Source organism: Pseudomonas pudica, from assembly GCF_015680405.1.
GTDB classification, from domain to species: domain Bacteria; phylum Pseudomonadota; class Gammaproteobacteria; order Pseudomonadales; family Pseudomonadaceae; genus Aquipseudomonas; species Aquipseudomonas pudica.
On the sequence record NZ_JADLJS010000059.1, the window covers coordinates 1 to 23,063 of the forward strand.

The window sequence follows — 23,063 nt, forward strand, 5'->3', positions numbered from 1 at the left end:
GGTAAACCCGCCCCCCCAGGTGTTCCGATCCCTGTGGGAGCGGGTTTACCCGCGAAGAGGCCGGCCCTGACAACACAATGCTAAGCATGGAACATCGCAATGGACCTCATCTGGCAAGCAATCCAGGCCGAATTTGCCGATATCACCGACCAGCGCGAGGTCACACGAATCCTCGTACGCCTGCTGATGGCAGCCCTGCTCGGCGCCGTGCTGGGCTTCGAGCGTGAGCACAAGGGCAAGGCCGCCGGGGTGCGTACGCATATGCTGGTTTCGCTGGGCGCCGCGCTGTTCGTGCTGGCACCGAGCATGGCCGGGGCCGATGAGCAGGCGCTGAGCCGGGTGATCCAGGGCATTGTCGCCGGTATCGGTTTTCTGGGTGCGGGCACCATTCTCAAGGGCAACGGCCAGGACGCCAGCCATGTGAAGGGCCTGACCACTGCCGCCGGGTTGTGGATGACCGCCGCCATCGGTACGGCAGCCGGCATGGGCCGCGAAGCCACGGCGTTGATCAGCACGATACTGGCCCTGCTGGTGCTGGGCACGATGCCGTTGCTGGTGGACAAGCTCGAGGGGCAGGATGAGGGAAAGCAGGAGGAGGAAGAGGGCAGGAAGCACTGAGGGGAGCCGAAGCTCCCCCCAAAGCGTTGTTGCCTGCTCTTTTTTTATTATTGGGACCGGCCTTTTGTTGTTTTTGTCAGCCTGTCCTGTTGTTGCGGGCGACCCCCATGCGGGGTCAAGAGCAAACGTATTTTTTTGAGCGCTGACCTGCCTTCATCATTGCTGATCCGAACCTGGCTGCCGCTACCTGAAGGTAGTTTTATTGTTCTGTGCCAGACCGCGGGGCGTACCCCTGAAAAGCGTGTCGACTCCAAAAAAATCTGCTTGCTACGCCTCTGCCGTGTTGTTCTTGTTATGTCAGAGCCGTTACCTGTTGTTTTTATTGGGTGTCACATTCTTTTTGTTGTTGTACCAGAGATATAGCAGGGTGCGTGCCAACTTTTTAAAACCCTTTTAAATCAAGCGTTTGGCGATTTTTGTCGAAATCGACCGGCCTGAAATTCTGCCGATTTGTTTCCCTGTTACCCGATTTTTTGCTGCAAAACGTGGGGGCGGTAACACTCACCCACACCAATGTGACACCCGTATGACTTATTGCGCGCTACGCGCCCGCGCTACCCGCGACCCGTTGTCGCGGCCCAGCACGCTGCTGATGCGGCGGCCGGCGGTGATCAGCCGCTCAAGGTCAATGCCGGTTTCAATGCCCAGCCCCTGCAGCAGGTACACCACGTCTTCACTGGCGATATTGCCGGTAGCACCTTTGGCATAGGGGCAGCCGCCCAACCCGGCCACCGAACTGTCGAACACGCTGATGCCTTCGAGCAGGCTGGCATACACATTGGCCAGGGCCTGGCCATAGGTATCGTGGAAGTGACCGGCCAGTTGCTCGCGCGGTACCTGTGCCGCGACCACCTCGAACAGGCGTCGGGTTTCGCCGGCGGTACCGGTGCCGATGGTGTCGCCCAGCGATACCTCGTAGCAGCCCATGTCGTGCAGGGCACGGGCCACCGGGGCGACCTGCTCGGCGCTGACCTTGCCTTCATAGGGGCAGCCGAGCACGCACGACACATAGCCGCGCACGCGCACACCGTGGTTGCGCGCGGCTTCCATGATCGGCTCGAAGCGCTTGAGGCTGTCGCTGATCGAGCAGTTGATGTTGCGTTGCGAGAAGGCTTCGGAAGCGGCCGCGAACACCGCCACCTCCTTCACGCCGGCGGCCAGGGCGTCCTCGAAACCGCGCAAGTTGGGGGCCAGCGCTGCATAGGTGACCCCCGGGCGCTGGTGGATGCCGGCGAACACTTCGGCGGAGCCGGCCATCTGCGGCACCCACTTGGGCGAGACGAAACTGCCCACTTCGATATAGGCCAGGCCCGCTTCGGTGAGATCGTCCACCAGGCGCACCTTGTCGGCGACGCTGATGGGCTGGGCTTCGTTCTGCAGGCCGTCGCGGGGGCCTACTTCGACCAGGCGGACGTGTTTGGGCAAAGGCATGGCGGGTTTCCTGTGGCGTTCAGCGGTTGTCTTTGTTGTTCAGGGTGGCGGCCAGGGCTTGTTCGCAGCGCTCCTGGGCGGTGTCCAGCTCCAGCTGCATCTGGTGGATGTCGAGCATCTGCTGTTCCAGCTGGGCGCGGCGCTCGGCGATTTTCGCCAGCATGCTGTTGAGCTGCTTGAGGTTGCCGCTGGAGGGGTCGTACAGCTCGATCAGCTCACGGCATTCGGCCAGCGAAAAGCCGATGCGCTTGCCGCGCAGGATGAGCTTCAGGCTGACCTTGTCACGCGCCGAATAGATACGCTCCAGGCCGCGGCGCTCGGGGCTCAGCAGGCCCTGTTCCTCATAGAAGCGGATGGCGCGGGTGGTGATGTCCAGTTCGCGGGACAGGTCGGAAATGCTGTAGGTCTGGGTGCTCATGCTGGGGCTCGGCGTGGGGTATGCGGGTATCCTGAGGGTAGGTTGACGTATACGTCAAGCAGGGGCGCGAGATGGGTGCTGCCTGTGCCGGCCTCTTCGCGGGTAAACCCGCTCCCACAGGAAGTGCACAGGTCTTGAGGGCTGCGCAGTCACTGTGGGAGCGGGCAAGCCCGCGAAGAGTCCAGCACGGGCGAAAAAATTACTCAGACAAACCCGACCTGCGATACCCATTCGGTGTCTGCCCACTCAACCGCTTGAACCACCTGGCAAAATAGGTGGGGTCGGTAAACCCCAGGCTATCCGACAACTGCCCGATGCTCATCCGCGTATACATCAGGTTGCGCCGCGCCTCCAGCAGCAAGCGCTGGTGCACCACCTGCAGCGCGGTCTGCCCACTCAGCGCCCGGCACAGCTGGTTCAACTGCAAACTCGGAATATTCAGCCGCGCGGCAAAGTCCTCCACCGACAGGTGCTCACGGTAATGCGCCTCGACCAGGCGCAGGTACTGCCCCAGCAACTGGCGGTCACGTTCATCGCGGTTGCGCGGTGCCTGACCCAGCTGCTGGCGGCGGCTGATCCACACCATCAGCGCCGTGACCAGCGCCTCGAGCAGTGCCGCCCGCGCCGGGGCATTGCCCTGGTATTCCTGCTGCAGGGTTTCGATCAGGCTGCGCAAGCGCACCCGGTCCCGACCAAGCGGGTAACACGCCGCCTTCGCCAGCACCGCCAGCGGCGCGCCCAGGCGCTGCTCCAGGTCGGCCACCAGTGCCGTGCCAAAGGTCAGCACATGCCCCTGGATATCGGCGCTGAAGCGAAAGCCGTGCACGGTCATCGGCGGCACTACCTGGATTGCCGCTTCGCTGATGATGCTGCGCACCCCCTCGACCTCCACCTCGGCTCGGCCGCGTTGCACATACAGCAACTGGAACAGCTCGGCGTGCTGGTGCGGCTTGATTTCCCAATGGTGCAAACGGCTACGCGCCGGGATCGACTCGCAGTGCAGCAGGTCGGTGCCGGGCCAGGCCTGGTTTTCGCCATACAGCTTGAACAAGGGGACGCCGGGGAGGGTGGATTTCATGCGTGCTGGCCTGTCCGTTAATCGAACGTTTTTTGTAAAAGTGCAGGTTATGCATGGAATAGCACACTTCAATGGCTGTTTTTGCCAGTAAAAATGCAAGGGCAAACCCTAACAGCAGATGCCGCTCCACTGCCAGTCCAGGGCCGGCGTCGTCCGTACAGAGACAACAACAATGAAAACTCAGGTTGCAATTATTGGTGCAGGTCCATCTGGCCTGCTGCTGGGCCAACTGCTGCACAAGGCCGGTATCGATACGCTCATCGTCGAACGCCAGACGCCCGAATACGTGCTTGGCCGCATCCGTGCCGGGGTGCTGGAGCAAGGCACGGTCGACCTGCTGCGTGAAGCCGGTGTGGCCGAGCGCATGGACCGTGAAGGCCTGGTACACGAGGGGGTCGAACTGCTGGTCGGCGGGCGCCGCCAACGCCTGGACCTCAAGGCCCTGACCGGTGGCAAGACAGTGATGGTATACGGCCAGACCGAAGTCACCCGTGACCTGATGCAGGCACGTGAAGCCAGCGGCGCGCCGATCATCTATTCGGCAAGCAATGTCCAGCCGCACGAACTCAAGGGCGAACGGCCCTACCTGACTTATGAAAAAGACGGCCAGGTGCACCGGGTGGACTGCGACTACATTGCCGGCTGTGACGGTTTTCACGGTGTCTCGCGGCAGAGCATCCCCGAGGGCATCCTCAAGCAGTACGAGCGGGTCTACCCGTTTGGCTGGCTGGGCATGCTGTCAGACACGCCACCGGTCAACCACGAACTGATCTACGCCCACCACGAACGCGGTTTCGTGTTGTGCAGCCAGCGTTCGCACACCCGTAGCCGCTACTACCTGCAGGTTCCGTTGGAAGAGCAGGTAGAGGCGTGGTCCGACGAGCGCTTCTGGGAGGAGTTGAAGGCACGCTTGCCCGAAGACGTGGCTGCGCGCCTGGTCACCGGCCCGGCCCTGGAAAAGAGCATCGCCCCGCTGCGCAGCCTGGTGGTCGAGCCGATGCAGTATGGCCACCTGTTCCTGGTCGGGGATGCTGCGCATATCGTCCCGCCGACCGGCGCCAAGGGCCTGAACCTGGCCGCATCGGACGTCAACTACCTGTACCGCATCCTGGTCAAGGTGTATCGCGAAGGGCGCACCGACCTGCTGCAGCAGTATTCGCCGCTGGCCCTGCGCCGGGTGTGGAAAGGCGAGCGATTCAGCTGGTTCATGACCCAGCTGCTGCATGACTTCGGCAGCCACAAGGACGCCTGGGACCAGAAGATGCAAGAGGCCGACCGCGAATATTTCCTGACCTCGCCGGCGGGGCTGGTGAACATTGCCGAGAACTATGTAGGGCTGCCGTTCGAAGAAGTGGCCTGAGGACGTGTGCTGCCTGTCCTGGCCTCATCGCCGGCAAGCCAGCTCCCACAGGTACTGCGCAATGCTTAAGGTCGATGCAGTCGAGGTGGTAGCTGGCTTGCGTGCGATACGGGCGAAGCCCGTGCCACTTTGAAAAAAAATACGACAGGGCTTGAAGTCAAGTTTGCGCATCACCGACAGTGCCTTGCTGAATAGGTAACGGCAGGAAGCACAACGATGACATTCTCCTCCCCCCTGATGGGCGCCTTGTGCCTGGTAGCTGCCAGTGGCTGGGCCTGTGCCGACCAGGTGCTGCCCGCACCACCGGAACTGGCCTCCGGCTACCGCACCGGCCTGCAGCCGGTGCATGCCAGCCGGCACATGGCCGCCGCCGCCAACCCGCTGGCCAGCGAGGCGGGGCGTGCGATGCTGCGTGCCGGTGGCAGCGCCATCGACGCGGCCATCGCCATGCAGATGGTGCTGACCCTGGTCGAACCGCAATCCAGCGGCATTGGTGGCGGGGCGTTCATCCTTTACTGGGATGGCCAGCGCGTACAGGCGTTCGATGGTCGCGAGGCAGCCCCGGCGGCGGTCACGGAAAACCTGTTCCTGCAAGCCGATGGTTCACCGATGCCGTTCAGGGCGGCGCAGATCGGCGGGCGTTCGGTGGGCGTACCGGGGGTTCTGCACGCCCTGAAGCTGGCCCATGAGCAGCACGGCAAGCTGCCTTGGCGCGACCTGTTCGCCCCGGCCATTGCACTGGCCCGTAACGGTTTTGCGGTTTCCGAGCGCCTTCACACGCTGGTGGCGGGAGACCCGTTCATTGCCCGTTCACCCGCCATGGCCCGCTACTTCCTGGATGAACAGGGCAAGCCACTGGCGGTGGGGACTACCTTGCGCAACCCCGAGCTTGCGCAAACCTTCGAGCAGATTGCCGAGCAGGGCCCCGAGGTGTTCTACAGCGGCAAGATCGCCGAAGCCATCGTCGCCAAGGTGCGCAGCCATGCCAATGCCGGCTACCTGTCGTTGCAGGATATGCAGCAATACCGGGCCAGGATGCGCGAGCCGCTGTGCGGCCCCTACAAGGCCTGGCGCATCTGTGGCATGCCACCGCCGTCGTCGGGTGGGGTGACGGTGCTACAGACCCTGGGCATCCTCGAAGCACTGCAGCGGGCGTCGCCACAGCGCGACCTTGCCGCCATGCGGCCGTTGCGCACTTCGTCCGTTGCCGGGTTGGAAGCCTCGCCGCTGGCCGTGCACCTGGTTGCCGAGGCCGAGCGCCTGGCCTATGCCGACCGCGCCCAGTACCTGGCCGACAGCGATTACGTGCCGGTGCCGCTCAAGGCCCTGACCGACCCCGCATACCTGGCCAGCCGCGCCGCGCAGGTCGGCGAGTACAGCATGAAGCGCGCCCGTCCAGGCCAGCCGCAGGGGGCCGACCTGGCCCTGGCGCCTGACCGCTCGCCGCTGCGCATTTCCACCTCGCACCTCAGCGCGGTGGACGACCGCGGCCAGGCCCTGGCCATGACCACGTCGGTGGAAGCAGCGTTCGGCTCGCACCTTATGGTCAAGGGTTTTTTGCTCAACAACCACCTGACCGACTTCTCGTTCATCCCTCGGGAACAAGGCAAGCCCGTGGCCAACCGGGTGCAACCAGGGAAGCGGCCGCTGTCCGCCATGGCGCCGACCCTGGTGTTCTCGCAAGCCTCTGGCGAGCTGGTGGCCAGCCTGGGCTCGCCCGGTGGCTCGCAGATCATCGGCTACGTGAACAAGGCGCTGATCGGCCTGCTGGATTGGCAGCTCGACCCGCAGCAGGCCGCCGGCCTGCCCAACTTCGGCAGCCGCAATGCCGGCACCGAAGTAGAGGCGGGGTTGGCCAGCCCGGCACTGATCCGCCAGTTGGCAGCCTGGGGGCATGAGGTGACGCCGATGACCATGACCAGTGGCACGCAGATCATCCAGCGCAGTGGCGAGGGTTGGTCGGGTGGTGCCGACCCTCGGCGCGAGGGCGTGGCTGTCGGCGACTAGCGGCCCGCGTTGCGGTGCAGCAGGTGGCGTGATAGAAGTCAGTCTTGCCATTCAGAAGTTGAATATAAAGATGTCCATCAGCGTGAAATCGAATAGGGCCCTGTTCGACCTCGACCTCCTGCGTGCCATTGTCGTGGTGGCCGATTGCGGTAGCTTCACCACGGCTGCTGCCCGCCTGCACTCCACCCAATCGACCATCAGCCAGAAGGTGCGCCGCCTGGAGGAAATGGTTGGCCACCGCCTGCTGGTGCGTGGCAATCGCGACGTGCTGCCGACCGACGCCGGGCAGACCCTGCTCGGCTATGCCCGGCACATGCTGGCCCTCAACGACCAGATGCTCGAAGCCTTGGCCGGGGCAATGGTCGGCGTGACCGTGCGCCTTGGCGTGCCTGAGGACTTCGTCGGTGGGCGTACCACCAATGCACTGTCGGCGTTCAGCCGGCTGCACCCGCAGGTGAAGCTGGAAGTGACCAGCGGCCTGTGCCGCGACCTCAGCCAGGCCTACGACAACGGTGAACTCGACCTGGTGTTGCTCAAGCAGCGGCGCAACAGCCGCGAAGGCGTGGCCTGCTGGCCCGAACGCCTGCAGTGGATCGACAGCGCGCGCACGCCCGCCTTCGAGCTGGACCCGATCCCGCTGGTGACCTTCCCGCCCCGCGGCCTGTACCGCGACGACATGATCACCGCCATCGAAGGCATGGGCCGGCGTTGGCGAATCAGTTTCACCAGCTCCAGCCTCAGCGGCATCCAGGCCGCGGTCGCCGATGGCATGGGTATAAGCCTGCTGCCGCCACGGGCGGCGACTGGCGAGCACCGGGTGCTGGGGGCAGGGCAAGGGTTGCCGGAGGTCGACAGCTACGAAATCGTCATCGTCCACCGGCCGACGGCAGATATGATGGTCAAGGCGTTGGCCGAGGTGATGACGCAACTGCTTGCGGGTGGCGGGATCTGACATGGTTTGGGGCCGCTTTGCGGCCCATCGCCGGCAAACCGGCTCCCACAGGGTACGCGGACCACCTGCAAATCAGTTCCTGGCCTTGAGAACGGCGCGATCGGAATGGGGGCCTGGCTTGTCGGCGATAGAGCCGTACGTGCATTTCAAGGCTGGCGCTCGGCCACCGCCCGCAATGTCCGCAACGTCACCACTGGCGCATCCACCACAAATCGGTTGGCCAGCCACCCCGGCACATCGCCCGCCGGGTCGGCCTGCAGTTGGTAGATCACCTCGGTCTCGCGCTCACCCAGCGGTTTCATCCGCCACTCACCGCTGAGGTGCTGCACGCGGATCAGCCCCTTTACCTTGGGTATCCTGCCTGGCTCGGCGCTGAGGTGGCGCAGCAGCGTGCCGTCGTCCAGGCGTTCGGTGGTGACCTTCAGCACGATGTCCCGCGGCATGGTCGGCCACGGCAGGTTGGTGGTCAGGTACACCCAGGTGTTTTCGCCCTGCACATCCAGCAGGCGCATTTCGGCGCAGGCGTACAGCCACTTGCAGGCTACCCGAAGGTTCTCCTGCAGGTCGGTGAGCGTGCGAACGCTGGCTTTCATGGTGCTGACACCACGGAATTGCTGGTAGGGTGAGTCGGGGGTGGCGCTCAGGTAAACGCGGATGCCTTCGCGGTCGTAGGCCAGGTTCCAGTCATCGGCGGCTGGGGTGGGGGGGCAGAGCAGCAGGGCGGCGAGTAGCAGGCAGCGGTTCATGGCTGGTACCGCGCGGGGGGGGGGGTGTTTCAGTATGCGCGGCAAACAGAAAGCCCGCTAGGTTGGCGGGCTTGCGGGCCTCAGCCTGGGCTTAACGCTTGGGGTTCAGCGTCAGGTGCACATGACGGTTCACGTCCTTGTACAGCAGGTAGCTGAACTTGCCTGGGCCGCCGGCGTAGCAGGCTTGCGGGCAGAAGGCGCGCAGCCACATGAAGTCGCCGGCTTCCACTTCGACCCAGTCCTGGTTCAGGCGGTACACCGCCTTGCCTTCCAGCACGTACAGGCCGTGTTCCATCACGTGGGTCTCGGCGAACGGGATCACGCCGCCCGGCTGGAAGGTGACGATGTTCACGTGCATGTCGTGGCGCATGTCGGCCATGTCGACGAAGCGGGTGGTGACCCAGCGGCCTTCGGTGCCCGGCATTTCGATGACGGTGGCGTTGTCACGGTGGGTGACGAACGACTCGGGAACGTCCAGGCCTTCGACCTTCTGGTAGTGCTTGCGCAGCCAGTGGAAGGTGACGTTGGACTTGCTGTTGTTGCGCAGGCTCCACTCGGCGCCCGGGGCCAGGAAGGCGTAGCCGCCCGGTACCAGGGTGTGGTGCTTGCCTTCGACGGTGATGTCCAGTTCGCCTTCGACGATGAACACCACGGCTTCGGCGTTCGGGTCCAGCTCAGGGCGCTCGCTGCCGCCTTCCGGGGCCACTTCGACGATGTACTGGGAGAAGGTTTCGGCAAAACCGGTCAGCGGGCGGGCGATGACCCACATGCGCATCTTGTCCCAGAACGGCAGGTGGCTGGTGACGATGTCACGCATCACGCCCTTGGGGATGACGGCATAGGCTTCGGTGAACATGGCACGGTCAGTCAGCAGCTCGGTCTGAGCCGGGTGCCCACCGTGGGGGGCGAAGTACGAATGGTTCGACATGGACGATCTCGACTTGTTGTTCTCTCCCCATGCCGTGAACCGCACCGGCCGGTGCGGCGCAGGGGATGTGGCGACAGAATAGGGTCGAGTGTGTGCCATCCACAAATTAAATGTTGGAATACCCGGTATTTGTCGGCTGAATGCGAACCTGCCGGCCAGCGTGCCCTTCCGGCAAGCGGTCGCCCTGGCCGAACAGCTTGTGACGCAAGGTGCCTTCGGCATAGCTCAACGGGTAGCGCCCACGGCGTTGCAGCTCGGGCACCAGCAGCTCGACCACGTGGGCCAGGTCGTCCGGTTGCACTGCGTAGGTCAGGTTGAAGCCATCGATGCCGGTCTGGTCCAGCCAGCTTTCCAGTTGGTCGGCGACTTCGCTGGCAGTACCCACCAGTACCGGGCCACGGCCGCCCAGGCCAACGAACTCGGCAGCCTCGCGCACGGTCCAGCTGCGGTTCGGGTCGGCGGCGGTGAAGGCGGCCAGGGCTGCGCGGCCGGCATCGTTTTCGACGTATTCGATGGGCGCATCGGGGTCGAGGCCGGCAAAGTCGATGCCGGTCCAGCCTGACAACAGCGCCAGGGCGGCGTCCAGGTCGACATAACGGCGGTATTCGGCGAAGCGTGCCTCGGCCTCCTCCCGGGTGGGGGCAACGATCAACAGCGCCTGGGCATAGATCAGCACTTCTTCACGGCCACGCCCGGCGACCTCGCTGGCCTGGCGGATGCCGTCGGCGTAGCGGCGCAGGACCGTGGGCGTCGGCCCGCTGATGAACACGCATTCGGCGTGCCGCGCCGCGAACTGCTGGCCGCGCGCCGAAGCACCGGCCTGGAACAGCACCGGCGTGCGTTGGGGCGAAGGTTGGCACAGGTGCATGCCTAGCACCTGGAAGTGCTCGCCCAAATGGCTGATAGGGTGCACCTTGGCGGGTTCGATGTAGCGCCCGCTGTCACGCTCCAGCACCACCGCATCGTCGTCCCAGCTTTTTTCCCATAGCTTGTACAGCACCTGCAGGTATTCCTCGGCCAGGTCATAGCGCTGGTCGTGGCCCAGCTGGCGCGCCAGGCCCAGGTTGCGCGCGGCGCTGTCGAGGTAGCCGGTGACGATGTTCCAGCCGACCCGGCCATTGCTCAGGTGGTCGAGCGTGGACATGCGCCGGGCGAAGGGATAGGGGTGTTCGTAGGTGAGCGAGAAGGTGACGCCGAAGCCCAGGTGCTCGGTCACCCCGGCCATGGCCGGCACCAGCAGCAGCGGGTCGTTGACCGGCACCTGCACGCCACCACGCAGGGCGGCTTCGGGGCCGCCCTGGTAAACGTCGTAGATGCCCAGTACATCGGCGATGAACAGGGCGTCGAACAGGCCGCGTTCGAGCAGTCGGGCCAGGTCGGTCCAATAGCTCAGGTGGTTGAAGGCCACGCTGGTGTTGCGCGGATGGCGCCACAGACCGGGGGACTGGTGGCTGGCGGCATTCATGCTGAAGGCGTTGAAGCGGATCGGGCGGGGCATGGTGGGCGCGCTCCGCTCAAGGCAGCACGGAAGCCGGGTAGACCGCGTCGGCCACCTGCAGCTTGCGTGGAATCAGGCCCAGGCCCTGGAAGGTATCGGCCAGCTTCTGTTGCTCGGCAACGATCTGCGGGGTAATGGCCACGGCATTGTAGTTGCGCCGCTCGCTGGCCACTTGCAGCACGTTGGCGTTGATCCCCAGTTGCGGGGCCAGCAATGCGGCGACTTCCGCAGGCTTGGCATTGGCCCACTGGCTGACTTTGCCCAGTTCGACGAAGAAGGTCTTCAGCAAGGCGCGATGCTGGTCGGCGAAGCTGGCGGTGGACAGATAGAAGGTGCGGTTGTTGGACAGACCGCTGCCGTCGCGCAGGTTCTTCAGGCCCGGCTGGCTCTCTGCCGCGGCAAGGAACGGGTCCCAAAGGGTCACGGCCTGGACGCTGCCCGATTGCAGGGCTGCCACGGCATCGGCGGCGTTGTTGACGTAGGCCGGGGTGATGTCCTGGTAGCTGAGGCCGGCCTGTTCCAGGGCAACGGCCAGCAGGTACTGGGCGTTCCAGCCGCGGCCGGTGGCCACGCGCTTGCCCTTGAGGTCTTGCACGCTGGTCAGGTGGTCCTGCTCGCGCACCACCAGGCCGATGCCGCGTGGGTAGGGTTGCTCGGCGGCCAGGTAAACCACCGGCTTGCCTGCGGCCTGGGCGAACACCGAGGGTGCGTCGGCGGCATGGCCGAGGTCGATGGCGCCGGTACTCAAGGCTTCTAGCAGCTGCGGACCGGCGGCGAACTCGTGCCAGCTGACTTTCACGCCTTGCGGCGCCAGGGCCTTCTCCAGGGCGCCGCTGCCCTTGAGGATGTTGATGCTGTTGAACTTCTGATAACCGATGCGCAGGGTCCTGGCCTCGTCGGCAAGGGCCTGGGACCAGGGCAACAGGGTACTGGCGACACTGGCCAGCAAGCCGCCGATCAACAGGCGGCGCAAGGGGGAGAAGGCACGGGCGGGCATGGGCATTGCTCCTTGATATTGGAAGGGAAGCGGTGTGCCCAGACTAAGGAGGTGGCGTTTGGCTTTCAATTTCAATATTCCAATTTGTTAGAACGTTTTGTTATTTTTATATCCTTTTGTTTTGTGATGAATGGTCCATTTCGACATTTTTTTCACATTCGCTTGGTAGGCTCCCCCGGCATTTCCGAGGAGCCCTACATGTCGCACTTCCTGCGCAAGCGCAGCACTCGCATCGCCCTGGCCGCCAGCGCCGGCCTGCTCACGGCCACCCTGGGCTTCTTTGCCTGGCAGAGTTTCTACCCGGTGCAGGCTGCCTCCGGCTGGGGCGTCGAGGTGTTGCACCGCGACGTGACCAAGGCCGCATCTCTGTTGCCGCAAGCCGATGGCAGCCTGTTGGTCAGCCGCGAACTGGACGACGGCCGTGGCAGCATCCTCAGGATCACCGCCCAAGGCGATCGGGTGGTGGTCATCGACAACCTGTCCAAGCCCGACGGTATGGTGGCTGCGCAGGGAGGCTGGGTGTTCAGTCAGGAAGGCGGGTTTGCCCCGGTCAGCCTGGCCCGCGATGGCCAGGTCACGCGGCTGTTCGACGGCCAGAGCGTGCAGGGCCTGTGGAACGACGGCGAGCACCTTTACGCCATCGAGGACCGCAAGGGCGATGGCCGTTTGATGCGTTATGACTGGCGCAGCGGCCAGCTCGATGTGCTGCGCTCCGGCCTCACCGAAACCGAAGGCCTGACCCGCTGCAGCGACGGGCGTTTGCTGTATACCGAAAAGGCAAGCGGCAAGGTGCGCGCCCTGTCCGACGATGGCCGGGACCCGGTGGTGGTCGATGGCCTGCGCAACCCGACGTTCCTGTTCTGTGACCAGCGCGGCCTGTGGATCAGCGAAGACAACACCCACCGTGCCCGGCTGCTGCGCATCGGCGCCGATGGCGCGCGGCAGACCGTGCTGTCGTTCCTCAAGGCGCCGCAGTCGATCGTCGCCGATGGCAAGGGCGGCTACCTGCTGGCCGAAGGCGGGCGCAACCGTGTGCTGCACCTGACGCCGCCGCTGGAGCGCAATACCGCCCAGCGCGATTGACCCTGCGCCTGGCTGGGCAGGCTCAGTTTGTGGGTGGGCAGCAGCGGTGGGTGATGGCTACACGACCAACAGCGCGCTTCCCTGCATGGGCGCGCTCGCGGATAATCCCCCCATTCCAATAAACAGCCTGTGAGTGGGTATGAGTGATTCCGTAGTCGGCCTCGGCCAGCCTGAAACCGAAGGGGGGCGCAAGACGCGCAAGAACAACCCCGAGAAAACGCGCGAGGACATCCTTCAGGCCGCCATCAACGAGTTCGTCCAGCAAGGGCTGGCAGGTGCCCGTGTCGACGCCATCGCCGAGCGCACCGCCACCTCCAAGCGCATGATCTACTACTACTTCGGCAGCAAGGAGCAGCTGTACTGCGAGTGCCTTATCAAACTGTACGGCGACATCCGCAAGACCGAGCAAAGCCTGGAGCTGGAGTCGCTGCCGGCCGAGCAGGCGATCCGCCGGCTGGTGGAGTTCACCTTCGATCACCACGACCGCAACGTCGATTTCGTGCGGATCATCTGCACCGAAAACATCCACTACGGCGAGTACGTCAAGCAGTCACCGGCGATTCGCGAAATGAGCAGCCTGGTGCTCGAGGCCCTGGGCAACACCTTGCGTCGTGGGGTGCAGGAAGGTGTGTTCCGCGCCGGCATCGAGGTCATCGACCTGCACATGCTGATGAGCTCGTTCTGCTTCTACCGGGTTTCGAACCGCCACACCTTTGGCGAGATCTTCCAGATCGACCTGTCCGATGAGCAGGTCAAGCTGCGTCACAAGGCCATGATCTGTGATGCGGTGTTGCGATACATCCAGATCGAGCATCGCCCCTGAAGGTTTTCCAGTGCCTGGGCTTGCTTCTTCGCGGGTAAACCCGCTCCCACAGGATCACTGCTGTCCCAAAGATTTGCACAGTACTTGTGGGAGCGGGTTTACCCGCGAAAGGGCCGGCCCAGGCGACACATCGATGAACCTTGATGCTCACTCGCCCAACCGCTGCTCACGCGACGGCGGGTAGCCAAAGTAAGCCGCATAGCATTTGCTGAAATGCGACACCGAAACAAACCCGCAAGCCACTGCCACTTCCATCACCGACAGGTCGGAATACTGCAACAGGCGCCGGCTCTTGGTGATGCGCAGCTCCATGTAGTAACGCCGCGGCGAAGTGCCAAGCTGGGCCTGGAACAGGCGGTCGATCTGCCGGCGCGAGCGCCCGCTGTAGGCGGCCAGCTGGTCGAGGCTGAGGGTTTCCTCGAGGTTGTTCTCCATCAGCTCGACGATGGTACGCAGGTGCAGGCTCATGGACTTCTTCGCGCCCGGGCCGACCTGGCGGTAGCGGGCGCCGGAGAACGACAGGATTTCCTCGACGCCTTCGGCCAGGCCGTCGCCATACAGCCGGCGCACCAGGCCGAGCATCAGCTCCATGGCGCCATTGGGGCTGGCAGCGCTGAGGCGGTCGCGGTCGAGCGTGAAGCTGGCCGGGGTAATCCGCGTCTGCGGGCTGCGCTCGGACAGGCTGGCGCGCTGTTCGGGGTGGATACTGCAGCCATAGTCGTCCAGCACCCCGGCGCGGCCGAGGAACCAGGCGCCGTTCCACAGCCCGCCCAGGGCCATGCCGTGGGCCGCGCAATCGCCCAGCAGGCGGTCAAGCTCAGGGTACTTCAATGGCGTGCGCAGGCCGCCGCAGATCACCAGCAGGTCCAGCTCCTTCAGCGCTTCGGCGGATAACTCTGTGGCCACCAGCTCCAGCCCCAGGTCGCTGAGCACGCGGTCGCCTTCCAGCGACAATGGGGTGAACTGGAAGCTGTCGGCGCGCAGCAGGTTGGCCGTGACCAGCACGTCCATGGCCACGGTGAAGCTGGCCATCGAGAAGTGTTCGAGCAATACGAAATCGACTCGATAGGGGGCCTGGGCATTGGCGCTGGCGGACTTCAGCCGCAGCATGTTGCTGGTGCTGGTCTTCTTGCTGAACTGGCGTGGCGTGGGCACTCTGGACTCCGCTTCCTGGCTGGCCTGGAGAGTGTGGCGGCTGGCCTGGGGAAAGACAATCTCCCGGGTGGCCGTGTCGTATTCCAGGTCGTATTCAGGCAACCTGCCTGATGTGGCCGTTGGCGCTATGCTGATGTCCCGTCACTGAGGATGCCTTTGATGAAATCCGCTTTTGCCCTGCTGCTTTGCCTGATGCCGTTGCTGGCCAATGCCCTCGAACCGGGCGACAAGCTCGCCCCGTGGACGCTGCTCGACCAACACGACCACGCCTACAGCCTCGACACCGGTACGCACATCCTGCTGGTGGCGCGCGACATGGACGGTGCCAAGCTTGTGAAGGCGGCGCTGGCCGACCAGCCCGAGGGTTATCTGGAGGCGCGCGATGCGGTGTTCGTTGCCGACATCCAGCGCATGCCAGCGCTGATCAGCAAGCTGTTCGCCATCCCCGCCATGCGCGATTACAACTACCGGGTTCTGCTCGACCGCGACGGGCGGGTGGCCAGCCGTTATCCCGGGCAGGATGGCCAGGTGCAGTGGTTGCAACTGAAGCAAGGTAAGCTGGTGAGCCAGCGTGCATTTGCCGATGCGCCGGCGTTGAAGGCGGCGCTGGAGACTGCACCGCGGCATTGAGAGCCGCTCCTGTAACGGGCCGCGGTGCCATGCCGCCAGCCAAATCAATCTGAACCCTGGGCCGCTTGTGCAACCCAACCCATTACATGCCAAATGGGAGAGCGCTCATGGAAATCGGAACGATCTGGATCATCATCGCGGCCTTTGTGATCATGCTGGAAATCTGGGCCATCTGGCACATCATCGGCAGTGACCGGCGCGCCGAGCGCAAGATGCTGTGGATCGTCTTCGTGGTCTACGCGCCATTCCCCGGCTTGCTGTTCTGGGCCTGGCGCGGGCCTAGGGCGGTGAAGGGCAGGGCGGTACTGCAGGAAAAATGATGGAAACGGCCTAAGGCGCGGGGCGCCTGAGGCCGTGGGGGGTCACATGGGCAGGATTTCGAAGCGAATGGCGGACCCCAGCCCGTCCACCATCAGGCAGCCGTAGAACTTCACGGTCGACAGCACACTAAGACCCTTGAGCGCTTCATGAATGTAATCGTGAAGCAGCTTTTCGGCGTCGCGCCTGCGGTCTGCGAGTGTGGTGCTGTTGAGCGTGATGACCCCGAGCAAGGTAGTCTCTATGTGTTCAACGGTGTCCAGGCCAATTTTCTCGCGCAGGTGCAGGCGCGCCTTTGCCGCATCGTCTTCATCTCGTGCGTTTTTTGGCTTGATGGTGTAAGCCAGCTGAAAATGATTTTTGCTCATCGCTTTATCCTTCATACGTACAGGCCTCCATGCCGGGCCCTGCAATCTAGCGCCTGGCGGTCACCGCGCATACGAACGTGTGGTTCCACAAAGCCAGCGTGCTGTGCGAAACGTCCTACGCAGGCAAGCCCGCTTTCACGATGCATGCTTGACCTCGAGTTAACTCAAGGTTCGATACTTCGTCCCTCTTCCCATTGATCGAGGGCTTACCGTGAGCCATTCAACCGCGTTTCAGCTGAGCAATCCCGAAGGCCTGTATGACCCCAGCGGCAATGCCTATTCCCATGTCGCCGAGGTTCGTGCCGACAGCCGCCTGCTGTTCATCGCCGGCCAGGGCGGGGAAGGCCGCAACGGGCAGCTGTCGTCCCAGTTCGCCGAGCAGGCGCGTCAGGCACTGGCCAACCTGGAGATTGCCCTGGCGTCGAAAGGCGCCAGCCTGGCCCATGTGTTCAAGCTGACCCTGCTGATCGTCGGGCATTCCGAAACGCGCCTGCGTGAGTGGGTAGCCGAGGCTGACAGGGCCTGGGGCCCCTGCATGAAGCCGACCTGCACGCTGATCCCGGTACCCCGGCTGGCGCTCGATGGCATGCTGGTAGAAATCGAGGCGATGGCTGCGGTATAGAGCCGGGCGATTCGGTGGTGGCGTCAGATAAACACTCTGTTGTATACCGGTGCTGGCAGCATGGCCGCTATAACAACAATTGATCTCAGAGGTGACCACACCATGAGCACCGGCACCACCACGCTCGCCGACCGCAAGGCCCGAAGCTGGGCCTGGCTAGCACTGTTCAGCCTGATGGCCTTCGCTGCCAACTCGGTGTTCTGCCGGCTCGCGCTGAAGGAAGGGGCCATCGACCCGGCATCTTTCACCATGGTGCGCCTGGCCAGTGGTGCACTGTTCCTGTTGCTGTTGATCCGCCTGCGCAAACCAGCGCTTGCCATGGGGGGTAGCTGGCGCGGCGGCCTGGCACTGTTTCTCTACGCATTCCTGTTTTCTGCGGCATACCTGCAACTGGGCGCAGGCGCGGGTGCGTTGCTGCTGTTCGGCGCGGTGCAGATCACCATGTTCGGCTTCGCCTGGTACAAAGGCGAACCCATCACCGCGCGGATGCTGCTGGGCATGCTGATCGCCTTCGCCGGCCTGCTGGTGCTGCTGTTGCCCGGTACCGCGGCACCACCCCTCGCCAGTGCCTTTGTGATGGCCCTGTCCGGCGTGGCCTGGGGCGTTTACACGCTGCTGGGCAAAGGCTCACCCAGGCCGCTGGCCGACACCGCTGGCAATTTCGCCCGGAGCCTGCCATGCCTGGTGCTGCTGGTGCCGATACTGTTGCTGGGCGCCGGCTTGCACCTGAGCCCGCTCGGCTTGCTGTATGCGCTGGGTTCCGGAGTGCTGGCGTCGGGAGCAGGCTATGCCGTTTGGTACGGCGTGGTCAGGCAAGTCAGCGCGCAGCAGGCGGCGACCATGCAACTGAGCGTCCCGGTGATTGCGGCGTTGGGTGGTGTTGGCCTGATCGGCGAGCCATTGTCGTTGCGCTTGCTGGTGGCGTGCGTGGTGGTGCTGGGCGGTATCGCCCTGGCGCTGACGTCGCGGCGTTAAAAGAAACTGCGTTGCGCCTTGAGCGTGACCATGCTGTCGCAGTAGGTGTTGATGCCCGAGTACGCATCACACCCGCCACCACTGAGGTTGGAGTTGCTGTAGACCAGGTTCAGGTCGATGCCGAGCCAGGGCCGGGACAGCTCCAGTGACCAATCGGAAAAGGCATTCACCTGGCTGCCATCACCAATGGTGAATGGCGTACCCAGACGGTGATGGGCAAGCTTGACGCTCAGGTCGACGTCAAACAGCGGTAGTTGGCCGAAGTCTGCGAACAGCGTGCCGGTGCGGTTGTCGGGGTTGTTGCGCAGCGCGCCACCGAAACGGCTGCCCAGCACCGAAACACCGCCGTACAGGGCATAGCTGTCGGGGCCTGCGATGTTTGGCTGACTATAATGGATCAATCCCACCTCGTAGCCCAGGCTGCTGTCGAACTGGTGCTTGTAGCCCAGGTAACTATCCAGCCGCAGGGTGGAGTCGGGCGTCACGCCCATGCTCGGGGCGTACTGGCCGAGGTACCAGCCACTGGGGTGGCTGAAGTCGAGGCCGCCGTGGAACGCACCGATGGCGCTGGGCGAAATCAGCCCCTGGGCCATGCTGCGTGAGGGTGTGGTGCCGAGCGTGAAGTCGAAGTCGCCCAGTTCGCGTTTGATCTGTTGGGCCAGCAGCCCGGGGCTGAACAGCAGTGCAGCACCCAGCAACAGAAGGGGCCTGGTCATGGTCTCCGTCCTGGAAGGCTTGCGGTTGAGCGGTAGAGCATACCTGTGCAGGTAACGGGAGGGAACCTCTGGGTGGCCCGCTCAGCCTTTGGTCGAACGGTCGGCATCTGCAGCTTCGGTCACCACGGGCAGGTTGCCGGCACGCTGGATCACCCGCCGTTGCTGCTCGTAGTCGTCCAGCGACAGGCCACGGCGTTGCAAGGCTTCCAGTTGCAATTGTCGGGTTTCTTCGACGGTGTAGGGGCGCAGTTCGGGGTGGCTGGCACAGCCGCTGACGATCGCGATGGCAAGAACGGCAAGGGTGGTGGACAGCAGGCGGGCCAAGGTGTTCATCAGGTAGCTCCAGGGGCCAGAGGGCGGGCGGCGAGTCGATGGAGCTAGGTTATTCGGCCATGTCGTTCGGCAGAAATTGCCAGTCTCGATAGTGACTATCGATGGTTCCAGAGAACCGGAGGGTGCGATGGGGCAAGACGAGCAACCGCGTAAACGGGGCGTGCTGCAACCGATCGACCGGATCACCGAAGTCATCTTCGGCCTGTTGATGGCGATGACCTTCATCGGCTCGCTGAGCGTGGCCACGGCAGGGCGCGAAGACGCCCGGTTGATGCTGATTGCGGCGCTCGGCTGCAACCTGGCTTGGGGCCTGGCCGACGCGGTCATCTATCTGCTGCGCACCTGGACCGAACGCACCCGCAGCCGGACCTTGCTGGCCCGCCTGCAAGCCAGCGATATTACCCAGGGGCGCAGGCTGATTGCCGATGCGCTGCCAGAGCGCATCGGCCTGGCACTGGATGAAGACGGGCTGGAGATGCTGCGCGGACGGATGCTGCGTGATGCTGGGCGCCCGCTGCCGGCACGCCTGGGTCTGGATGATTTCATGGCGGCCCTGGCCACGTTCCTGCTGGTGGTACTGGCAACCTTCCCGTTGGTCATTCCGTTCCTGCTGATCGACACCACCGGTACGGCCATCCGTGTATCGAACCTGGTCGCCCTGGCCATGCTGTTCCTGGCGGGCTGGCTGCTGGCACGCTATTCCGGTGGTCGCACCCTGTTGACCGGCGTGGTCCTGGCGGTTGTCGGGGTGTCACTGATCCTGGCGATCATCGCCCTGGGCGGCTGAGCATCAACCGCTCAGTATTTGATGTCGCGGGCGCGTTCACGGCCTTGTTGCTTGGTGTGGCGTTTGTCCTGTCGGCAGCCTCAATTACAGATCTCAACCCAGCCCTGAGATAGCTTCAAAAGCAGCAACCACCCTTACCTTTAGAGCGCGAAAAGTTTGCACCCACGCATCTGGCCAAAAGCATCGCCATTGCTACCCTTAATCCACGCGGTCTGACCTCATGGAGAGAAGCGATGCGCATCCCATTGTCAGCGGTCCTGTCGGTAATCCTGTATCTGAGCGCCCCGCCCGGCCTGGTGCTGGCAGAAGATGTACCGGCTCCGGACCCGGCACCACAAGCCGACACGGTCGCGACCAAGGACCCGGTGTTCACCCAGGAGCAACTGGACCAGATGCTCGCGCCCATCGCACTGTACCCCGATGCGCTGCTGGCCCAGGTACTGATGGCTTCGACTTATCCGGGGCAGGTGAGCGAAGCGGTGACCTGGTCCAAGGCCAACCCCAAGGCCACCGGTGACGATGCGGTCAAAAAGGTGGCGAACCAGCCTTGGGACCCAAGCGTACAAGCGCTGGTGGCCTTCCCGCAGGTGCTGGCGACTCTGGGGCAGGACCCGGTCTGGGTGCAGCGCCTGGGCGACGCCTTCCTCGCGCAGCCCGACGATGTCATGGGCGGCGTGCAGCGCCTGCGCCACCAGGCCCAGGCCGCCGGTAACCTGCAGAGCAACCAGTACCAGAGCGTGACCGTGCAGACAGCACCGGCACCGGCCTCCAGCGGTAAAAGCGCGCAGGCCGTTACGACCAGCAGCCCGCCCACCACCATCATCATCGAGCCGTCCGACCCGCAAGTGGTGTACGTACCCACCTACAACCCGACCACCACCTACGGCACCTGGGCCTACCCGGCATCGCCGCCGGCGTACTACCCGCCACCGCCCATGTACTACCCCGGCTCCGCGCTGGTGGCGGGCCTGGCCTTCGGTACCGGTGTGGCAATCGTCGCCTCGCTGTGGGGTGACTGTGACTGGGGCAACAACGACATCGACATCGACGTAAATCGCTACAACAACATCAACGCCAACAATCGCATCACCAACAACCAGAACAAATGGCAGCACAACGCCGCCAACCGCGACGGCGTGCCGTACCGCGACTCTCGCAGCCGCCAGCAGTACGGTCGCCAGCTTGACGGTGCCACCCAGCGTACTGCCTTCCGCGGCGATGACGCCCAGCGCGCCCAGGCGCGGGACAAGGCCAGGGCGTCGATGGACCGGGCCGGCATCGAACGGCCGGCCACCAGCAACCGCCAGGCACGCCAGCAGATGCGCGAGGCGCAGGCGGGCAATTCGGTCGGCAACCGCATGCAGCCTCGTAGCGACAACCCGCGGGCAACTGACCGCCGACAGGAAACCCGCAACACCCAGGCTCGGCAGCAGAACAACCAGGTGAGCCCGCGCAGGCAGGGCGAAGGCCAGGGGCGGCAGCTGGCGCAAAACCGGCCTTCCAATACCGCCGGTCGGGCGCGTAACAATGCCTTCGACGGCGTGCGTTCACCCTCGCGCACCAGCGCGCAGGCCAGGCGTGGCCGCACCAGCCAGTCGTTCGCCCAGCGCCCGAGCGCATCGCGTGCCGCAGGGCACCAGATTTCCCGGCCCAGTGCGCCCGCACGCCGCGGGGGAGGTGGCCGTCGATGAACCGTCAATCGATAGCGGCACTGGTAATCGCAGCGGGTCTGGCCTGGTCGAGCCTGGCCGCTGCGCAGGACGCCTTCCCGACACCAGAAAAGGCTGTGGAATCCTTCGTTGCGGCGCTGGGTGAGGAGAAACCTGATGAAGACCGCCTGGCCCGGTTACTGGGCGATGACTGGCGTACCTACATACCGCGCGGCGGTGTGCAACGCAGTGACGTGGACACGTTCCTTGAGCAGTATCGCGAGCAGCACAGCATCGATATGTCGGGGGCGAACAAGGCCATCCTCGCGGTGGGCAGTGATCACTGGACGTTGCCCATACCATTGACCAAAGGTGGCGAGGGTTGGCGTTTCGACCTCAAGGCCGGCGGCGCCGAAATCCGCGCCAGGCGCATCGGCCGCAACGAGCTGGGCGCCATGCAGTCGTTGCTGGCCTACCACGACGCGCAGATGGACTACGCCACCCAGGACCACAACGGCAACGGTGCGCTGGAATACGCGCAGAAGATATTCAGCGAGCCCGGCAAGCATGATGGGCTGTACTGGGATGACGATGGCGATGGCCAGGTCAGCCCGCTGGGCCCGCTGTTCGGCCAGGACGTGGTCGGCGATGCCTGGTATGGCTACCACTTCCGCATCCTCGATGCACAAGGCCCATCCGCCCCTGGCGGTGCCTACAGCTACCTGATCGGCAACCAGATGAGCCGTGGCTTCGCCATGGTTGCCTGGCCGGCCAGGTACGATGACAGCGGGGTGATGAGCTTCATGATCAGCCATGACGGCGAGGTGTTCGAGAAAGACCTCGGGCCGCACGGTGACAAGCTGGCCAAGGAGATGAAACGCTTCGACCCGGATGACAGCTGGAAGGTGGTGGATGTGCCGGCGGGAGATTGAGTGAGGCGCACCCGCCGTGGCCGGTTCAAGGTGCGGTTCGCGATTCAAGGTCCATATCAGCTGGCCAGCTCACCTTGGGTGCCAGGCGCAGGGCGAACTCGCACCAGAGCACATCGTTGTGATCCTTGGGTTCCCCAGGTGGTGGCAGGGCTGAGGGGCCTTCCTGCATGTAGGTGCAGATGTAGGCCCAGGCATGCTGGTCGGCACCCATCGTACTCAGGTGAAAACGGTCGATGACGTTGTTTGTGCCCGGCGCGACGATGGACAGCATGACACCCCATTTGAAAATGACCCCACCGTTTGGCAGGGCGCCGGTTTGTGACCAGCGCTCGGCGCGGACTTGGGACCAGTCATAGCAAACTGCTTCTACTTTCCAGGTTGTGAAGGGATTCCACCAGCAGTACTTGAAATTGTATGCATACAGTTTTTTTCGTGCTCGGTTGAAGCGAAGGGGTTCATCTCGGGGTGGGGATATGCTTACTCGAAGACACAAGACGGATGCCCATACTCCGCATGCAAGTATTAATATATCAATGAGCACAGATTGAAAGTCCCGCTGCTCCAAGTTGGAGTTTATGAAGCTGAGCAGAGGGGTGGTGATGGCGATAGTTGGAAGCGAAAGGAAAGCCATTACTTCTC

25 protein-coding genes are annotated in these 23,063 nt (G+C 63.9%); 13 read left to right on the top strand and 12 right to left on the bottom strand.

Annotation, left to right across the window (positions count from 1 at the left end):
- Nucleotides 1-99: 99 nt before the first annotated feature.
- Nucleotides 100-618, top strand: coding sequence for an MgtC/SapB family protein (locus IRZ77_RS24405; RefSeq protein WP_046615382.1), 519 nt, complete (start codon nt 100-102; stop codon nt 616-618).
- A gap of 531 nt (nt 619-1,149) precedes the next feature.
- Here IRZ77_RS24405 and IRZ77_RS24410 read toward each other — a convergent pair.
- The 3 genes from IRZ77_RS24410 to IRZ77_RS24420 all read right to left on the bottom strand — a co-directional run bounded on the left by IRZ77_RS24410 (nt 1,150) and on the right by IRZ77_RS24420 (nt 3,545).
- Nucleotides 1,150-2,049 (bottom strand): hydroxymethylglutaryl-CoA lyase, encoded by a 900-nt coding sequence (locus IRZ77_RS24410; RefSeq protein WP_046615381.1) that lies wholly within the window; start codon nt 2,047-2,049, stop codon nt 1,150-1,152.
- 19 nt (nt 2,050-2,068) lie between these two features.
- Nucleotides 2,069-2,467, bottom strand: coding sequence for a MerR family transcriptional regulator (locus tag IRZ77_RS24415; protein WP_013972930.1), 399 nt, complete (start codon nt 2,465-2,467; stop codon nt 2,069-2,071).
- A 199-nt stretch (nt 2,468-2,666) separates the two neighbouring features.
- Entirely contained in the window at nt 2,667-3,545 is an 879-nt protein-coding gene (locus IRZ77_RS24420) for a helix-turn-helix domain-containing protein (RefSeq protein ID WP_196174542.1), read from the bottom strand.
- A 172-nt stretch (nt 3,546-3,717) separates the two neighbouring features.
- Here IRZ77_RS24420 and pobA point away from each other — a divergent pair, with 172 nt between their 5' ends.
- The 3 genes from pobA to IRZ77_RS24435 all read left to right on the top strand — a co-directional run bounded on the left by pobA (nt 3,718) and on the right by IRZ77_RS24435 (nt 7,864).
- Nucleotides 3,718-4,905 carry a 4-hydroxybenzoate 3-monooxygenase gene (pobA, locus tag IRZ77_RS24425; RefSeq protein ID WP_046615379.1) on the top strand — a complete coding sequence of 396 codons (1,188 nt, stop codon included), beginning with the start codon at nt 3,718-3,720 and terminating at the stop codon, nt 4,903-4,905.
- Between the two features lie 216 nt (nt 4,906-5,121).
- A complete protein-coding gene (gene ggt / locus IRZ77_RS24430; protein WP_196174543.1) occupies nt 5,122-6,912 on the top strand; it encodes a gamma-glutamyltransferase in 1,791 nt (596 codons plus the stop codon).
- Between the two features lie 70 nt (nt 6,913-6,982).
- A complete protein-coding gene (locus IRZ77_RS24435) occupies nt 6,983-7,864 on the top strand; it encodes a LysR substrate-binding domain-containing protein (RefSeq protein ID WP_196174544.1) in 882 nt (293 codons plus the stop codon).
- A gap of 146 nt (nt 7,865-8,010) precedes the next feature.
- On the opposite strand, the gene IRZ77_RS24440 is transcribed toward IRZ77_RS24435, so the two are convergent.
- The 4 genes from IRZ77_RS24440 to IRZ77_RS24455 all read right to left on the bottom strand — a co-directional run bounded on the left by IRZ77_RS24440 (nt 8,011) and on the right by IRZ77_RS24455 (nt 12,033).
- Nucleotides 8,011-8,610, bottom strand: a complete 600-nt coding sequence (locus IRZ77_RS24440; RefSeq protein ID WP_046615376.1) for an START domain-containing protein — start codon at nt 8,608-8,610, stop codon at nt 8,011-8,013.
- Nucleotides 8,611-8,701: 91 nt separating this feature from the next.
- Nucleotides 8,702-9,538 (bottom strand): bifunctional allantoicase/(S)-ureidoglycine aminohydrolase, encoded by an 837-nt coding sequence (locus tag IRZ77_RS24445; protein ID WP_013972924.1) that lies wholly within the window; start codon nt 9,536-9,538, stop codon nt 8,702-8,704.
- Between the two features lie 106 nt (nt 9,539-9,644).
- Nucleotides 9,645-11,036 carry an LLM class flavin-dependent oxidoreductase gene (locus IRZ77_RS24450; RefSeq protein ID WP_196174545.1) on the bottom strand — a complete coding sequence of 464 codons (1,392 nt, stop codon included), beginning with the start codon at nt 11,034-11,036 and terminating at the stop codon, nt 9,645-9,647.
- A 16-nt stretch (nt 11,037-11,052) separates the two neighbouring features.
- Nucleotides 11,053-12,033 carry an aliphatic sulfonate ABC transporter substrate-binding protein gene (locus tag IRZ77_RS24455; protein ID WP_135002324.1) on the bottom strand — a complete coding sequence of 327 codons (981 nt, stop codon included), beginning with the start codon at nt 12,031-12,033 and terminating at the stop codon, nt 11,053-11,055.
- A 198-nt stretch (nt 12,034-12,231) separates the two neighbouring features.
- Between IRZ77_RS24455 and IRZ77_RS24460 the strand changes: the two genes are divergently transcribed.
- Nucleotides 12,232-13,116: an NHL repeat-containing protein gene (locus tag IRZ77_RS24460; protein WP_108479891.1), complete on the top strand. Its 885-nt coding sequence runs from the start codon at nt 12,232-12,234 to the stop codon at nt 13,114-13,116.
- A gap of 139 nt (nt 13,117-13,255) precedes the next feature.
- Nucleotides 13,256-13,939 (top strand): TetR/AcrR family transcriptional regulator, encoded by a 684-nt coding sequence (locus IRZ77_RS24465; protein ID WP_046615372.1) that lies wholly within the window; start codon nt 13,256-13,258, stop codon nt 13,937-13,939.
- Between the two features lie 147 nt (nt 13,940-14,086).
- Here IRZ77_RS24465 and IRZ77_RS24470 read toward each other — a convergent pair whose 3' ends face one another.
- Nucleotides 14,087-15,094, bottom strand: coding sequence for a GlxA family transcriptional regulator (locus tag IRZ77_RS24470; protein WP_046615371.1), 1,008 nt, complete (start codon nt 15,092-15,094; stop codon nt 14,087-14,089).
- 159 nt (nt 15,095-15,253) lie between these two features.
- Here IRZ77_RS24470 and IRZ77_RS24475 point away from each other — a divergent pair, with 159 nt between their 5' ends.
- Entirely contained in the window at nt 15,254-15,724 is a 471-nt protein-coding gene (locus IRZ77_RS24475) for an FAD/FMN-containing dehydrogenase (protein ID WP_108479888.1), read from the top strand.
- Nucleotides 15,725-15,831: 107 nt separating this feature from the next.
- Nucleotides 15,832-16,044 carry a PLDc N-terminal domain-containing protein gene (locus tag IRZ77_RS24480; RefSeq protein ID WP_046615369.1) on the top strand — a complete coding sequence of 71 codons (213 nt, stop codon included), beginning with the start codon at nt 15,832-15,834 and terminating at the stop codon, nt 16,042-16,044.
- 42 nt (nt 16,045-16,086) lie between these two features.
- Here IRZ77_RS24480 and IRZ77_RS24485 read toward each other — a convergent pair whose 3' ends face one another.
- Nucleotides 16,087-16,410 carry a hypothetical protein gene (locus IRZ77_RS24485; RefSeq protein ID WP_196174546.1) on the bottom strand — a complete coding sequence of 108 codons (324 nt, stop codon included), beginning with the start codon at nt 16,408-16,410 and terminating at the stop codon, nt 16,087-16,089.
- A 211-nt stretch (nt 16,411-16,621) separates the two neighbouring features.
- On the opposite strand from IRZ77_RS24485, the gene IRZ77_RS24490 reads away from it, so the two are divergent.
- Together IRZ77_RS24490 and IRZ77_RS24495 are read left to right on the top strand one after the other, a co-directional pair.
- Complete coding sequence (locus IRZ77_RS24490) at nt 16,622-17,032, top strand: RidA family protein (protein ID WP_046615367.1); 411 nt, start codon at nt 16,622-16,624, stop codon at nt 17,030-17,032.
- Nucleotides 17,033-17,134: 102 nt separating this feature from the next.
- Entirely contained in the window at nt 17,135-18,007 is an 873-nt protein-coding gene (locus tag IRZ77_RS24495) for a DMT family transporter (RefSeq protein WP_196174547.1), read from the top strand.
- Here the strand turns inward: IRZ77_RS24495 and IRZ77_RS24500 are convergent.
- Both IRZ77_RS24500 and IRZ77_RS24505 read right to left on the bottom strand, forming a co-directional pair.
- Complete coding sequence (locus tag IRZ77_RS24500) at nt 18,004-18,723, bottom strand: TorF family putative porin (RefSeq protein ID WP_108479887.1); 720 nt, start codon at nt 18,721-18,723, stop codon at nt 18,004-18,006. The two genes, IRZ77_RS24495 and IRZ77_RS24500, sit on opposite strands and share 4 nt — an antisense overlap.
- A gap of 81 nt (nt 18,724-18,804) precedes the next feature.
- On the bottom strand, nt 18,805-19,056 hold the full coding sequence (locus tag IRZ77_RS24505; RefSeq protein ID WP_046615364.1) for a hypothetical protein: 252 nt from the start codon (nt 19,054-19,056) through the stop codon (nt 18,805-18,807).
- 127 nt (nt 19,057-19,183) lie between these two features.
- On the opposite strand from IRZ77_RS24505, the gene IRZ77_RS24510 reads away from it, so the two are divergent.
- From IRZ77_RS24510 to IRZ77_RS24520, 3 genes are all read left to right on the top strand, one after another.
- Nucleotides 19,184-19,843 (top strand): VIT1/CCC1 transporter family protein, encoded by a 660-nt coding sequence (locus IRZ77_RS24510; protein ID WP_153670844.1) that lies wholly within the window; start codon nt 19,184-19,186, stop codon nt 19,841-19,843.
- 233 nt (nt 19,844-20,076) lie between these two features.
- On the top strand, nt 20,077-21,534 hold the full coding sequence (locus IRZ77_RS24515) for a DUF3300 domain-containing protein (protein ID WP_135002321.1): 1,458 nt from the start codon (nt 20,077-20,079) through the stop codon (nt 21,532-21,534).
- Entirely contained in the window at nt 21,531-22,424 is an 894-nt protein-coding gene (locus IRZ77_RS24520) for a DUF2950 domain-containing protein (RefSeq protein WP_135002320.1), read from the top strand. Before IRZ77_RS24515 ends, IRZ77_RS24520 begins: the two co-directional genes overlap by 4 nt.
- A gap of 25 nt (nt 22,425-22,449) precedes the next feature.
- Here IRZ77_RS24520 and IRZ77_RS24525 read toward each other — a convergent pair whose 3' ends face one another.
- Nucleotides 22,450-23,055 carry a DUF6708 domain-containing protein gene (locus IRZ77_RS24525; RefSeq protein WP_230386459.1) on the bottom strand — a complete coding sequence of 202 codons (606 nt, stop codon included), beginning with the start codon at nt 23,053-23,055 and terminating at the stop codon, nt 22,450-22,452.
- Nucleotides 23,056-23,063: the final 8 nt, after the last annotated feature.